Raw genomic sequence first — 14,452 nt, forward strand, 5'->3', positions numbered from 1 at the left:
GGAGAAGTACTCAAGTGGCTGAAGAGGCGCCCCTGCTAAGGGTGTAGGTCGTGTAAGCGGCGCGAGGGTTCAAATCCCTCCTTCTCCGCCAGTCGTTTTAAATTTAAATATGGCCCGTTGGTCAAGCGGTTAAGACACCGCCCTTTCACGGCGGTAACACGGGTTCGAATCCCGTACGGGTCATCTCAAAAAGGTTTGCATATATGCAAACCTTTTTTATTTGCGCTTTTTTAAAGATTAAGTAAACAGAAATAATAGTTAGGAATAATTACCATGAATTTTCAGAATAAAAAGTAAGTTTTAAGCAGGATTTTCCCTATGTTATATGGAATTATTCATAAAGTAATAAAGTATGAAGAGTATGGGATAAAGAGCAATTTAAAAGAACATTTATTCTATTATATTTGTAGAAAAGGTTTATGTTTTTACTGTAAAAGGGAATGAGTGGTAAGAAGCATGTATTATGTGCGTATATTATGTTTGAAGTTAAAGGGGTGGCAAAAGTGAATCTAGCGGTTCAGCCTACTGAATTTGATGTTCATTTGTATCACGAAGGAAACTTATTTCGCAGTTACTCTATTTTCGGTGCGCATCAGGTAACGGTAGAAGGAATTGAAGGCGTACGATTTTGCGTGTGGGCACCTCATGCAAAGGGTGTAAGCGTTGTAGGTGATTTTAATAAATGGAACGGTTTTCAACATTCAATGGTTAAAGTTAATGAAGAAGGTATTTGGATGACATTTATCCCTGAATTAGAACAAGGGACTATTTATAAATATGAAATCATTACACAAAGCAATCAAAAAAAATTAAAAGCAGATCCATACGCTTTCTTCAGTGAAGTACGTCCAAACACTGCGTCTATTGTTTACTCATTGGATGGGTACAAATGGAACGATCAATATTGGCGTAGAAAGAAAAAACAGCAAAATATATATGAAAGACCACTGTGTATTTACGAGCTGCATGCAGGGTCTTGGAGGACTCATGAAGATGGCAGCCTTTATACATATAGTGAATTAGCACAGGAGCTTATTCCTTATATTGCTGAACAAGGTTTTACACATATTGAGTTATTACCAGTCATTGAGCATCCGCTCGACCGATCCTGGGGATATCAAGGAATTGGATACTATTCTGCTACCAGTCGATACGGTACACCTAAAGAGTTGATGAACTTTATAGATGAGTGTCATCAAAACAATATAGGGGTTCTTTTAGATTGGGTACCCGGGCATTTTTGTAAGGATGAACATGGTCTGTATATGTTCGATGGAGAACCTACTTATGAATACAAACAAGAACCCGATCGTGAAAACTACGTTTGGGGAACAGCTAATTTCGATTTAGGAAAGCCTGAAGTACAAAGTTTTCTGATTTCGAATGCTTTGTTTTGGTTGGAGTACTTCCATATAGATGGATTTCGAGTAGATGCTGTAGCTAATATGCTTTATTGGCAAAATTCTTCTGGAAAAGCAGTGAATGATGGAGCTGTCAGCTTCTTGAAAAAGTTGAATGAAGCTGTTTTTGAATCTGATGAAACGGTATTAATGATGGCAGAAGATTCAACGGACTGGCCGCTTGTTACAGCACCTACGTATGAGGGCGGTTTAGGCTTTAATTATAAGTGGAACATGGGATGGATGAATGACGTTTTAACATACATGGAAGCTGGCGTGGAAAGACGTCCCTATCTTCACGATAAAATGACCTTTTCCCTAATGTATGCGTTTAACGAAAACTTTATTTTGCCGCTTTCTCATGATGAAGTCGTACATGGGAAAAAATCATTACTTAATAAAATGCCAGGTGATTACTGGCGCAAGTTTGCACAGCTTCGACTGCTATATGGATATTTCTTTGCACACCCTGGGAAAAAGCTTTTATTTATGGGCGGAGAGTTTGGCCAATTTGATGAGTGGAAAGATTTAGAGGAGTTGGATTGGATGCTTTATGACTTTGACATGCATCGCAATCTTAACGGATATATGAAGGATCTCATCAAGATTTATAAAAGAAGCAAGCCTTTATACGAATTAGACCATAATCCAGATGGATTTGAATGGATTGATGTTAACAACCATCATCAACAAATTTTCTCTTTTATTCGTAAGTCGAAAGAAAATCAAGAGATTTTTATAGTTGTTAGCAATTTTTCTGAGCATCCATATCATTCTTACAAAGTTGGAGTTCCAGTTGAGACAGAGTACATTGAAGTTATTAACAGTGATGACGAAGTGTACGGCGGTTCAGGCATTGTAAATAAAAAGGCACTAAAATCAGTGGATGAATCGTTTCACGGCCAACCTTTTTGCATTGAAATGAATATTCCGCCGTTTGGCATTAGTATACTACGAGCAAAGAGAAAACGAGGGGAGAGAAAACAACATGTTAAAAAAGAAATGCGTAGCGATGTTATTGGCAGGAGGAAAAGGTAGTCGGCTAAGTTCGCTTACAAAAAATCTAGCAAAGCCAGCTGTACCATTTGGTGGTAAGTATCGAATTATTGATTTTGCTTTAAGTAATTGTACAAATTCAGGTATTGAAACAGTAGGTGTATTAACCCAATATCAACCGCTAGTTCTCAATTCATACATTGGAATCGGAAGCGCTTGGGATTTGGACCGACGGAATGGTGGCGTCACGGTATTGCCTCCATATGCAGAGTCAGATGGAGTAAAGTGGTATAAAGGCACGGCTAGTGCTATTTATGAAAATTTAAACTATTTGACACAATATGATCCTGAGTACGTACTGATTCTATCAGGTGATCACATTTATAAAATGAACTATGAAAATATGCTTGATTATCATATAAACAAAGAAGCAGACGTAACGATTTCTGTTATTGAAGTACCTTGGGAAGAAGCGAGCCGCTTTGGTATTTTAAATACAAATAGTGATCTAGACGTAATGGAGTTCGATGAAAAACCACAGCGTCCTAAAAATAATCTAGCTTCCATGGGAATTTATATTTTTAAATGGAGTATTTTAAAAGAATATTTAGAAATGGATGCACGCAATCCGTATTCAAGCCATGATTTTGGTAAAGATGTTATTCCGCTTTTACTAGATGAAAAGAAAAAGCTAATTGCATACCCATTCCAAGGTTATTGGAAAGATGTAGGAACTGTAAAAAGCTTGTGGGAAGCGAATATGGATTTGTTATGTGATAAAGATGAGCTTAATTTATTTGACTCTTCATGGAAAGTATACTCTGTTAACCCTAATCAGCCTCCTCAATATATCGCGCCAAACGCCTGCGTGGTGGAGTCATTAGTAAATGAAGGGTGCGTTGTCGAAGGAAACGTAGAGCAGTCCGTGTTATTTCCAGGTGTACAAATCGGCTCAGGTTCTGAGGTTAAGAAAACGGTTGTCATGCCTACTGCAAAGATAGGTTCTAACGTATATATTGAAAACGCAATTGTTCCATCGGATATTGAAGTTCCAGACGGTACTATTATTCGACCGACCAAAGGAAGCGAAGAAGTAATTCTTGTTACTCAAGAATTGATTGAATCAGTTGCTAAATGCATTTAACGAACAGAGAGGATGAACGACATTGAATAATCAAATGCTTGGTATTATTGATGCTTGTACAAACACAACAGCGCTGCAGCCTTTAACTTTTTATAGATCGATTGCTGCCATTCCTTTTGCAGGGCGCTATCGATTAATCGATTTTACGCTTTCTAATATGGTGAACTCTGGAATTTCGAGCGTTGCCATTTTTCCTCGTGACCGCTACCGCGCATTGATGGATCATATAGGTTCAGGAAAAGAATGGGATTTGGATCGAAAGCGAGATGGATTGTTTATCTTCCCTCCTATGACAAGTGATTTACACTTAGAAAGTCCATCACTATTCACGCAGTTCCGTTACCATATTGATTATTTCTTAAGAAGTAAGCAGGAATACGTATTAATTGCGAATAGTTATACGATATGTACAGTTGACTTTGAGCACGTGCTACAACGTCATATTGCTTCAAATGCAGATATTACTGAAATGAAGCAGGGTGATAAATCGCTTAATATGTATATTATTAATAAATCGATTTTAGTTAATATTTTGCAAAATGAATCGCATGATTTTTATACGATTAAAGAAATGGTTCGATATATGGCACAATCTCATCGTGTAGAAAAGTATGAGCACCATGGATATACGGCTGAGATTTCTAGCTTAGATGCCTACTATAAAACAAGTATGGAAATTTTATCTCCAGATGTTTGGAAGCAGCTATTTATTAACGAACGTCCTGTTTTCACTAAAGTAAAAGATGAACCGCCTACTCGTTACGCAAAAAAAGCGGTTGTGAAAAACTCAATGATCGCAAACGGGTGCGTGATTGAAGGGCATGTGGAAAATAGTATTATCTTCCGAGGCGTTAAAATTGGAAAAGGTACGGTCGTTAAGAATAGCATTGTGATGCAAAAAGGCGTTATTTTAGAAAATAGTGTATTAGAAAATGTTGTTTTAGACAAAGATGTGAAAATAGGAAGTAATGAAACGTTGCTAGGTGAGTCAGGTCTACCTAGAGTCATTGCTAAAGGAACAACTCAAGGAGCGTTGATGAAGTCGTGAATGTATTATTTGCTGTATCAGAATGTGTACCTTTTATTAAAACAGGAGGATTAGCAGACGTAGCTGGTGCCCTGCCTAAAGAATTAAAAAAGTTAGGAACGAACGTATGTGTAGTCATGCCAAAGTACGGAACGATTCCTCAACATTATCAAGATGAAATGGTGATTGAAAAAGTTATTCATGTGCAGGTTGGGTGGAGAAGACAGTACTGCGGAATTGAATCGTTAACGATGGATGGCGTTAAATATATTTTCATTGATAATGAATATTATTTTAAAAGAGATAGCTTATATGGGCACTACGATGACGCTGAACGATTTGCTTTTTTCAGTAGAGCTGTGCTTGAAGCTATCCCATTTTTAGAGAATGAGCCTGATATTATTCATTGTCACGACTGGCATACGGCTATGATTCCATTTTTACTTCGTGCTAATTATGATATGTATGATCATATTCAGACGGTCTTTACGATTCATAACTTGCAATTCCAAGGAATTTTCCCTAAGAGCAATTTATATGAGTTATTAAATTTAAATGATTATTATTTTACTACAAGCCAGCTCGAGTTTTATGGGAATATTAATTTTATGAAAGCTGCGCTTGTATCAGCTGATAAAATTACCACGGTAAGTCCTACATATCGAGATGAAATTCAAATGCCATATTACGGAGAAAGTTTAGATGGATTATTGCGTCAGCGAAATCAAGATTTGATTGGGATTGTAAATGGAATCGATGAAGAAGCTTATAGCCCAGACGCAGATCAGCTTATATCTTATCCTTATTCGGTAGAAGAGATTGAAGGAAAATATAAAAATAAAAAAGAGCTCCAGCGCTATCTTGAATTAGAAGAAAATAAGGATGTTCCAATTATTTCGATGGTTACAAGGTTAACTCAGCAGAAGGGATTGGATTTAGTTAAGCACGTTTTCCATGAGACGGTTAACTTAGGGGCCCAAATTGTTATTTTAGGAACTGGAGAACACGAGTTTGAGCAGTTTTTCCGTGAGATGGAAGATACGTACCCGCAACAAGTAAAAGCCATTATTGGTTTTAATGAGGAACTTGCTCATAAAGTTTATGCCGGTACGGATTTATTTTTAATGCCTTCCCGTTTTGAGCCTTGCGGACTCGGACAATTAATAGCCTTAAAATATGGAACCATTCCAGTCGTTCGTGAAACGGGCGGCCTGAATGACACGGTCAAAGCTTATAATGAATATAGCGGAGAGGGAAATGGCTTCTCTTTTAAAAATTATAATGCTCATGACATGCTTCATACGTTAGAAAGAGCTGTTTCATTTTATCACCAGAAAGATGTATGGAAAAAATTAATGATGGATGCTATGAGTCAGGATTATAGCTGGGGGCAATCGGCATTTAAATATAATCAATTGTATTCAAATTTGACATCTACTCCATCGTGAAAGGGTGAGCAGATTGTTCTCTGATAAAAAAAGCTTTCAAGAGGCTTTTTTAAAAAAGCTGGAAATGACATATGGAAAGAGCTTTAAAGAATCTACTGTTCAAGATCACTATCATACATTAGGAAATATGGTGCGAGAGTATATTAGCAGCGATTGGATTTCAACCAATGAAATTCATAGGTCTTCACATACAAAGCAAGTGTATTATCTTTCTATCGAATTTTTATTAGGCAGACTATTAGGTCAAAATCTGTTGAACTTAGGAATTCGGGAAGTTGTAAAAGAAGGATTAAGTGAGCTGAATATTTCACTTGAAAATATTGAAGAGATAGAAGTAGACGCCGGATTAGGAAACGGCGGATTAGGCAGGCTGGCTGCTTGTTTTTTAGATTCTCTTGCTTCACTTAATCTTCCTGGCCACGGTTATGGGATTCGCTATAAACACGGTTTGTTTGATCAAAAGATTGTAAACGGCTTTCAAATTGAGCTCCCAGAACAGTGGTTAAGGCATGGGAATTCATGGGAGGTACGCAAATTAGATCAAGCTATCGAAGTGAATTTTTGGGGCGAAGTTGAAATGGTACAGGAAGACGGAAAATTTTCTTTTCGTCATGTAAAAGGAGAACCGGTCTCTGCTGTTCCTTATGACATCCCGGTTATCGGATATAAAACAGATACAGTGAATACACTTCGCCTTTGGAATGCGGAACCTTCATCATTTCCAGTACATAAAGATGTGATGGAGTATAAGCGTCAAACAGAGGCTGTATCAGAATTTTTATATCCGGATGATACACATGAAGATGGTAAAATATTAAGATTGAAACAGCAATATTTTCTTGTGTCAGCTAGCTTACAAAGTATTATCAGAGCACATCGAAATACCTATCAAACACTTACAAATTTTCACGAAAAAGTAGCCATTCATATTAACGATACGCATCCTGTACTTGCGATTCCTGAGCTAATGAGAATTTTACTGGATGAAGAAAAAATGGAATGGGAAGATGCATGGCATATTACGTCCAATACCATATCATACACAAATCATACGACTCTTTCTGAAGCCCTTGAGAAATGGCCGATTGACTTATTTCAACCCTTGCTTCCACGCGTGTATATGATTATTGAAGAAATTAATGAACGCTTTTGTAAAGAATTATGGGAAGTATATCCAGGAGACTGGCAGCGGATTGAAAATATGGCTATTTTAGCGCACGGGTTAGTAAAGATGGCTCATTTAGCAATTGTGGGAAGTTACAAAGTAAACGGCGTGGCAAAGATTCATACTGATATTTTAAAAGAACGAGAAATGAAAGATTTTTATCAGTTTTATCCTGCTAAATTTAACAATAAAACGAACGGAATTACCCACCGGCGCTGGTTGTTAAAAGCTAATCCGCAGCTTTCCTCCCTTATTACCGAGGTGATAGGAGATAAATGGATTAAACAGCCGCATTCTCTTATAAAGCTCCAAGAGTATGTGGAAGATCCAAGCTTTTTACAAGGACTAAAAACAGTAAAACAACAGCGTAAAAAGCTGCTTGCGGATATTATTCAAGAGCAAACGGGAATTAAAATCGATTCTAATTCTATTTTTGATGTGCAGGTTAAAAGGCTTCATGCTTATAAAAGACAGCTTTTAAATGTGCTGCACATTATGTATTTGTACAATCGATTAAAAGAAGACCCTAATTTTCAAATCGTTCCTCGTACATTTATTTTTGGTGCGAAAGCTTCTCCCGGTTATTATTATGCAAAAAAAGTCATCAAGCTAATTAATTCTGTAGCTGATGTTGTCAATCATGATCCACAAACATCACCGTTTTTAAAAGTCGTTTTTTTAGAAAACTATCGGGTGTCACTTGCTGAGTATATCTTTCCTGCAGCGGATGTCAGTGAACAGATTTCAACCGCCAGCAAAGAAGCTTCGGGAACGGGAAATATGAAATTCATGATGAACGGAGCGTTAACTCTTGGCACGCTGGACGGAGCGAACGTCGAAATTAGCGAGGCAGTAGGAAAAGATAATGCCTTTCTTTTTGGATTAAAAGCCGAAGAAGTGTTGAGCTATCAGCAAAATGGGGGATACCGTGCCTATGATTATTACCATCATGATAAGCGGATTCGACAAGTGCTCGAGCAGCTTACAAACGGCTTCCTACCAGACACATATGACTTGTTCGAGCCTATATATGATTCATTATTAATGCAAAATGATGAATACTATGTACTCCGTGACTTTGACTCATACGTTACGGCACAGCAAAAAGTAAACGAGGCTTATAGAAATGAAAATAAATGGCTTCAAATGAGTGCGACGAACATTGCACATTCCGGCTTTTTTTCTAGTGATCGAACGATTGAGGAATATGCATCTGATATTTGGGGAATTCACTCCACTAAAAATTTATTAAATCAATAAATAAAAAAGGTGTAGTCAAAGACTACACCTTTTTTATTTTATCTGTTGTCACCGTTTAAGAAATCACCTAAAGAACCAAGGATACTGCCTTCACCTTTACCTCCCGTTGGCGAAACTGCACTTGATAAAACGCGATCGGCTAGTCGGCTAAAAGGAAGAGATTGAATCCAAACTGTTCCTGGTCCTGACAGAGTAGCAAAAAACATGCCTTCTCCTCCAAACAGAGCTGTTTTAATTTTCCCTACATATTCGATGTTGTAGTTTACATCACGGGTCATGGCCACTAAACATCCAGTATCCACGCGAAGGCGTTCACCCGGCTGCAGCTGTCTTTTATGAATGGTCCCGCCTGCATGCAAAAATGCCAAGCCATTACCTTCTAATTTTTGCATAATAAAACCTTCACCGCCAAAGAAGCCCGTTCCTAGTTTTTTTTGAAAATCAATGCCAACGGATACGCCTTTGGCAGCGCATAAAAAGGAGCTCTTTTGACAAATGATTTTATGATCGAGCTGCTCTAAATCGACAGGAATAATCTTGCCTGGAAAAGGTGAAGCGAAAGATACTTTTCGTTTGTGATATCCGTTATTTGTATATACCGTCATAAATAAACTTTCACCAGTTAATACGCGTTTCCCAGCTCCTTTTAGTTTATTAAAAAGCCCGCTGCTGTTGGAGGAAGAACCGTCACCAAAAATGGTTTCCATCTCAATATCATCTTCCATCATCATCATTCCTCCAGCTTCTGCTATAACACTTTCTGAAGGATCTAATTCAATTTCAACAAACTGCATGTCATCTCCATACAATTTGTAATCAATTTCATGTGCATTCATCATTTTCACCTCATTATAATTCTAATCTCCTATTCATTCGATGTCATCTCCTATAGCTCCTACTAAAAATAGAAAAAAGAGTAGTATGAAGAACTACTCCTTTTCAGTGTATGGATCTTTCTCATAGGCCGGTAAGTCTCCAAATATGGTCATCGTACCTTCTTCATCCAATGCATTTTCATATCGCTCATGCTCTTTTGAAGGGTAAATAGGAAGAGGCTGTCCATATAAATCGGTAGCGGCAAAGTTTTCATAATCTTCAACGTACCCGATAGCTTCATCTGCCTCAATATAGGTTTCACTATAGTTAGACGTATCTTCTATAAAATCAGAAGGAGATTCAGACGTCCCGTAACGCGCAACGTCTTGCCAAGAATCTTCTGCGTCATATCCTGTCGTTTCGGTATCGTCATAGTCGTATTGACCAAATGGGTGATGGAGAACATTTTCTTCTACAGGTCTGTGCTTTGGAATATCCTGTGATGGACTATGTTCTCTACAGTATAAAGTAGTTGGTACAGCCTGAAGTCTTTCAAACGAGATATCTGTTCCACATACTTTGCATGTTCCATACGTGCTGTGAGCGATTGCCTGAAGTGCTTCTTCTATTTCATGTAGCTCTTGTTTTGCATGTTCATTTAGTGCAAGGTCTTTTTCACGCTCATATGTTTCCGTGGCTGTGTCACCAGGGTGGTTATCGTAGCTTGAAAGTTCTCCTACAGCATCGTGAGCGTCGCTTCGAGTTAGACCAAAATGATCATTTTGGTCAAAGTGCGATTGAACATCAGCCTGCTGCTGCTGTAAATTTTGTTTTAACTGACTGATTTCTTGTTTTGAAAGTGTCATGAAGCTCCCCCTTAAAAATTTATTGTGCTTTTGTAGTATGTGTTAAAAATTCAAAAAAACACGATTCATATTAGGAGTATTTGGGGTATTCATGAACCTAAGAGAGAAAAGGAGTGGAAAATTAAAGAAAGTTAAAGGTTATAGAAAAGGGTACGATAAAAATAACGTTCTCGAGGTGTAAGGAGTACTAAATAGATCATAAAGATTTTTGATTCATTTAATGAAAAGGCATAATTTAGACAAGCGAAATTAATTTTTTCTCGTGAATCGCGATGCTAGATTTTTTTGAACTGAAAGTTTATAATAAATTAGTTACAGACTTAAGAAAAAAGATGAACGGGGGGACGTAGTGTGATTGCAACGACCGAACAGTTAGTACAAGAATACATTAAAGATGCGATTGAGTGTGCAAAAAATGAAAATCAGCCAAAATTGGTCAGTTTAGTAAAAAAAGTAAGACCTATTGACCCCCTTATTTTTTATGCGAACGGACATGACCAGTTTTATAAAGAACGCTTTTTTTGGAAAGATCCCAACAGTTATTATACATTTGTTGGATTAGGATATGCGCATACTATTTGCACCAATGCGGCAAAAGAACGTTATTTCCACATTGAAAATGAATGGAAGCGCTTTATAAAAGAAGACTTTTATAAAAACAACCAAATTTTCCCGGATGGGACAGGTCCTCTTTTATTTGGAGGATTTTCATTTGACCCAAATCAGTATCGAGAAAACTATTGGAGTGATTTCCCGAGTTCAAAATTTATGATTCCAACAGTGTTATATACCCAGGTAGATAAAGAAGGATATTTTACCGTTAATATGATGGTTAAAGGACAAGATTCTGTAAAAGAGCACATCAATTATTTCGAAGAGGTCCAAAAACTTGTTCTTTGTGAAGAGTACGACGGGGAATCGCATATTTCACCTTTGCTGTTGGAAAAAGAGGAAATTGGGGTAGAGAAATTTAAAGGAAATATTGAAAGAGCTACTACTTTAATTAAGCAACAGGCTATAGAGAAAGTGGTTCTTGCTCGTCAATTAAAAGTAAAATTTAATGAAGATATTTCTACTGAATACGTGCTTCAGCGTCTGTTAAAGGAACAGCCAACTAGCTACACATATATTTTAGAGGGGGAGCATCAGCATTTTATCGGCGCTTCCCCAGAAAGGCTAGTGCAAAAACAAGGAGATTATGTGTTTTCCACATGTCTAGCGGGTTCGATTCCAAGAGGAAAGACAAGGCAGGAAGATCACGAACTAGGTGAGGAATTGCTTCAAGATCCAAAGAACTTAATTGAACACGATGTTGTTGTTCATATGATTAAAGAAGCGATGAATTCTTACTGTTATGAAGTAGAAATTCCAAGTAAGCCAAGTTTATATAAAACAAAGCATATTCAACATTTGTATACACCTGTTAAAGGACGTATAAAGGAAGATGTGACGCTATTTTCATTTATTCAAAAGCTCCATCCAACACCAGCGCTAGGAGGATATCCTCAACAGGAGGCCCTGCCTATTATTCGAAAGCTAGAATCCTTTGACCGAGGGTGGTATGCAGCTCCTTTAGGATGGATGGATATCAACGGAAACGGTGAGTTTATAGTAGGAATCCGCTCCGCTGTTATTCAGCAGAAAGAAGCCGTTTTATTTGCGGGCTGTGGAATTGTAGCAGATTCTACGCCTAAAAGTGAATATGAAGAAACAAGAATTAAATTCAACCCGATGCTTTCAGCTTTAGGAGGGATTATGCGTGGAACACATTAAATCATTAACAACGTATATTGCGTCATTCGTGGATGAATTAGTAGAAGCAAATGTTGAAGAAGTAGTGGTCAGTCCAGGGTCACGTTCAACACCTATTGCGATGCTTATGGCTGAGCACCCTGATATTCATGTACACTTAAATATTGATGAACGTTCCGCCGGCTTTTTTGCTCTAGGAATAGCAAAAGCAAAGAAAAAACCAGTGGCGCTTGTATGTACATCTGGAACAGCTGCAGCGAATTATTATCCTGCAGTAATTGAAGCTCACTACTCACGCATTCCTTTAGTAGTTATCACAGCGGATCGGCCGCATGAGTTAAGGGATATAGGTGCCCCCCAGGCCATTAATCAGAATCATCTTTTCGGTCAATATGCGAAGTGGTTTGTAGATACAGCTTTACCAGAAGAAAGTGCAGATATGAATCGTTATATCCGAACAGTAGCTTCAAGGGCTGTTCATACAGCTCAAGCTATACCGAGCGGTCCTGTACACATTAACGTACCTTTACGTGAACCGATTGTACCAGATTTATCTATTGAAGATTTATGGAGTCAAGGGAAACGCGGCAAATCATATGTGTCTGCTATTCATGGAGAAGCATCTCTATCTGAAAAAGGTTTCGAAGAAATTGCGAAGCGCTTAGAGGGAACAACAAAAGGACTTATTATATGCGGAGATCAAATGTCTTTAAAAGCAGTAGACAGCGTATGCCATTTAGCTGAATCTTTAAGCTTTCCGGTGCTCGCAGATCCGTTATCACAATTAAGAAGCGGCAAGCATTCAAAAGAAAATGTAATAGAGACATATGATACATTTTTAAAAAGTGATAAGGTTGATGAGCGTTTTTACCCGGAAGTTGTCATTCGTTTTGGCGCGATGCCGGTATCGAAACCGCTATTGCAATTTTTGAAAGCACACGAGCCGACAGAAATGTTTGTAGTTGACCAAGGTAAAGGCTGGAGAGACCCTACTTTACGTTCGACAGTGATGATTGAAGCCGATGAGATATTATTTTGTGAAGAACTGATCAAGCGTCTTTCAGCGAATCAAGAGGAGTCTACTTCATGGCTGAGTCTGTGGAAAAAGATTAATGCTCAAACTGCACAGGCTCTGAGGACATTAACTTCTGGCCAGGAATGGTTCGAAGGACAAGTAGTTCAAGAAATTGTTGATGTAGTACCTGAAGGCACGGCGTTGTTTGCTGGAAATTCAATGCCTGTTCGAGATATTGATTCTTTCTTCTTAAATACGGAAAAAGATATTCCACTCTTTGTAAATCGGGGCGCAAATGGAATTGATGGTGTAGTTTCGTCTGCTCTAGGCGTAAGCACGGCTTACGATCACACCGTTTTATTTATTGGTGACCTATCGTTTTATCACGATTTAAATGGTCTTTTGGCAGCTAAAATGCATAATTTAAATTTAACCGTTGTGCTAGTTAATAATGACGGCGGAGGAATTTTTTCATTTTTACCGCAGTCAAAACAAGAAAAGCACTTTGAATTTTTATTCGGTACGCCAACTGGATTAAACTTTGAGCATGCCACTCGTCTGTATGATGGCACATTTTCTTCAGCAAGCAGCTGGGAAGAATTTCGACATGCAATGAATCATGCTTTTGCAAAAGGCGGGTTGCATGTTGTAGAGATTCGTACAACTCGTACAGAAAATGTAGAGACTCATCGCAGTTTGTGGAAACTTGTTTCCGAGGAAATAAATTTGTCAAACGGTGAGGAATAAGCAATGAGGTATCAATTAAGTGGTGTATCTTACTATGTGCACACCGAGGGGAAAGGAGAGCCGCTCCTTCTGCTTCACGGTTTTACCGGTTCTTCTCAAACCTGGCGTACCTTTATGAAGAAATTCGCTAAAGACTATCAGGTGATTGCTGTTGATATTATTGGTCATGGCCAATCAGCAGCTCCGAAAGAAATCAAACCATATTCAATGGAAGCAGTTGTTGAAGCACTGCATGAGCTGCTTCAACAGCTATCTTTATCACAGGTGAATGTAATCGGATATTCGATGGGAGGAAGACTTGCTCTTTCATTTGCTCAGCGATATCCACACCTTGTGAAAAAGTTGGTATTAGAAAGCGCATCGCCTGGTTTAAAAACACGAGAAGAACAAAATCTAAGAAAAGAAAAAGATGAACAGCTGGCGAGCCGCATTATGGAAAATGGGATTGAAGAGTTTGTGAACGATTGGGAGGAAATCCCTCTTTTTCGTTCTCAAAAGCAATTGCCTCGTCATGTTCAAGAAGCGGTGCGTAAAGAAAGACTTTCTCATACAGAGATCGGCCTTTCCAACAGTTTGAAAGGAATGGGGACAGGAGTCCAGCCGTCCCTTTGGGAGAAGCTGGACGATCTGGTGATGCCGGTTTTGCTTATTACAGGAGAAGTAGATCAAAAGTTTTGTTTAATTTCCAAAGAAATGCAAACATTAATACCAAATGCTACTTCTAAAATTATTTTAGGGACAGGCCATGCAATTCACGTGGAACAACCCGAGATTTTTGGTAGAATAGTAATTGAGTTCTTAGCTACTACATAATTA

The 14,452-nt window shown here is 38.2% G+C and carries 10 protein-coding genes and 2 tRNA genes; 10 read left to right on the forward strand and 2 right to left on the reverse strand.

Annotation, left to right across the window (positions count from 1 at the left end; all coding sequences use genetic code 11):
* The 7 genes from AC2YJL_RS00005 to AC2YJL_RS00035 all read left to right on the forward strand — a co-directional run bounded on the left by AC2YJL_RS00005 (nucleotide 1) and on the right by AC2YJL_RS00035 (nucleotide 8,440).
* Nucleotides 1–91, forward strand: a tRNA-Ser gene (locus AC2YJL_RS00005).
* Nucleotides 92–111: 20 nt separating this feature from the next.
* Nucleotides 112–183 (forward strand) — tRNA-Glu (locus AC2YJL_RS00010).
* 293 nt (nucleotides 184–476) lie between these two features.
* Nucleotides 477–2,438, forward strand: coding sequence for a 1,4-alpha-glucan branching protein GlgB (gene glgB / locus AC2YJL_RS00015; protein ID WP_195695770.1), 1,962 nt, complete (start codon nucleotides 477–479; stop codon nucleotides 2,436–2,438).
* Entirely contained in the window at nucleotides 2,389–3,540 is a 1,152-nt protein-coding gene (locus AC2YJL_RS00020; protein WP_016765788.1) for a glucose-1-phosphate adenylyltransferase, read from the forward strand. Before glgB ends, AC2YJL_RS00020 begins: the two co-directional genes overlap by 50 nt.
* A 22-nt stretch (nucleotides 3,541–3,562) precedes the next feature.
* Nucleotides 3,563–4,588, forward strand: a complete 1,026-nt coding sequence (locus AC2YJL_RS00025) for a glucose-1-phosphate adenylyltransferase family protein (RefSeq protein WP_025750736.1) — start codon at nucleotides 3,563–3,565, stop codon at nucleotides 4,586–4,588.
* Nucleotides 4,585–6,015 carry a glycogen synthase GlgA gene (gene glgA, locus AC2YJL_RS00030; protein WP_230933708.1) on the forward strand — a complete coding sequence of 477 codons (1,431 nt, stop codon included), beginning with the start codon at nucleotides 4,585–4,587 and terminating at the stop codon, nucleotides 6,013–6,015. Before AC2YJL_RS00025 ends, glgA begins: the two co-directional genes overlap by 4 nt.
* 13 nt (nucleotides 6,016–6,028) lie before the next feature.
* Nucleotides 6,029–8,440: a glycogen/starch/alpha-glucan phosphorylase gene (locus AC2YJL_RS00035; RefSeq protein ID WP_230933707.1), complete on the forward strand. Its 2,412-nt coding sequence runs from the start codon at nucleotides 6,029–6,031 to the stop codon at nucleotides 8,438–8,440.
* A gap of 38 nt (nucleotides 8,441–8,478) precedes the next feature.
* On the opposite strand, the gene AC2YJL_RS00040 is transcribed toward AC2YJL_RS00035, so the two are convergent.
* Together AC2YJL_RS00040 and AC2YJL_RS00045 are read right to left on the reverse strand one after the other, a co-directional pair.
* Nucleotides 8,479–9,276 (reverse strand): TIGR00266 family protein, encoded by a 798-nt coding sequence (locus tag AC2YJL_RS00040; protein ID WP_013059569.1) that lies wholly within the window; start codon nucleotides 9,274–9,276, stop codon nucleotides 8,479–8,481.
* Between the two features lie 93 nt (nucleotides 9,277–9,369).
* Complete coding sequence (locus AC2YJL_RS00045) at nucleotides 9,370–10,122, reverse strand: TraR/DksA C4-type zinc finger protein (protein WP_230933706.1); 753 nt, start codon at nucleotides 10,120–10,122, stop codon at nucleotides 9,370–9,372.
* A gap of 351 nt (nucleotides 10,123–10,473) precedes the next feature.
* Between AC2YJL_RS00045 and AC2YJL_RS00050 the strand changes: the two genes are divergently transcribed.
* Genes AC2YJL_RS00050 through menH form a run of 3 tightly spaced genes read left to right on the forward strand, consistent with a single transcriptional unit; the run spans nucleotide 10,474 to nucleotide 14,449 of the window.
* Nucleotides 10,474–11,895 (forward strand): isochorismate synthase, encoded by a 1,422-nt coding sequence (locus tag AC2YJL_RS00050; RefSeq protein ID WP_230933705.1) that lies wholly within the window; start codon nucleotides 10,474–10,476, stop codon nucleotides 11,893–11,895.
* Nucleotides 11,882–13,636, forward strand: coding sequence for a 2-succinyl-5-enolpyruvyl-6-hydroxy-3-cyclohexene-1-carboxylic-acid synthase (menD, locus tag AC2YJL_RS00055; RefSeq protein WP_230933704.1), 1,755 nt, complete (start codon nucleotides 11,882–11,884; stop codon nucleotides 13,634–13,636). The genes AC2YJL_RS00050 and menD overlap by 14 nt, the downstream gene beginning before the upstream one ends.
* Nucleotides 13,637–13,639: 3 nt before the next feature.
* Entirely contained in the window at nucleotides 13,640–14,449 is an 810-nt protein-coding gene (menH, locus tag AC2YJL_RS00060; protein WP_230933703.1) for a 2-succinyl-6-hydroxy-2,4-cyclohexadiene-1-carboxylate synthase, read from the forward strand.
* Nucleotides 14,450–14,452: the final 3 nt, after the last annotated feature.

Source organism: Priestia sp. SRI_019, from assembly GCF_057586255.1.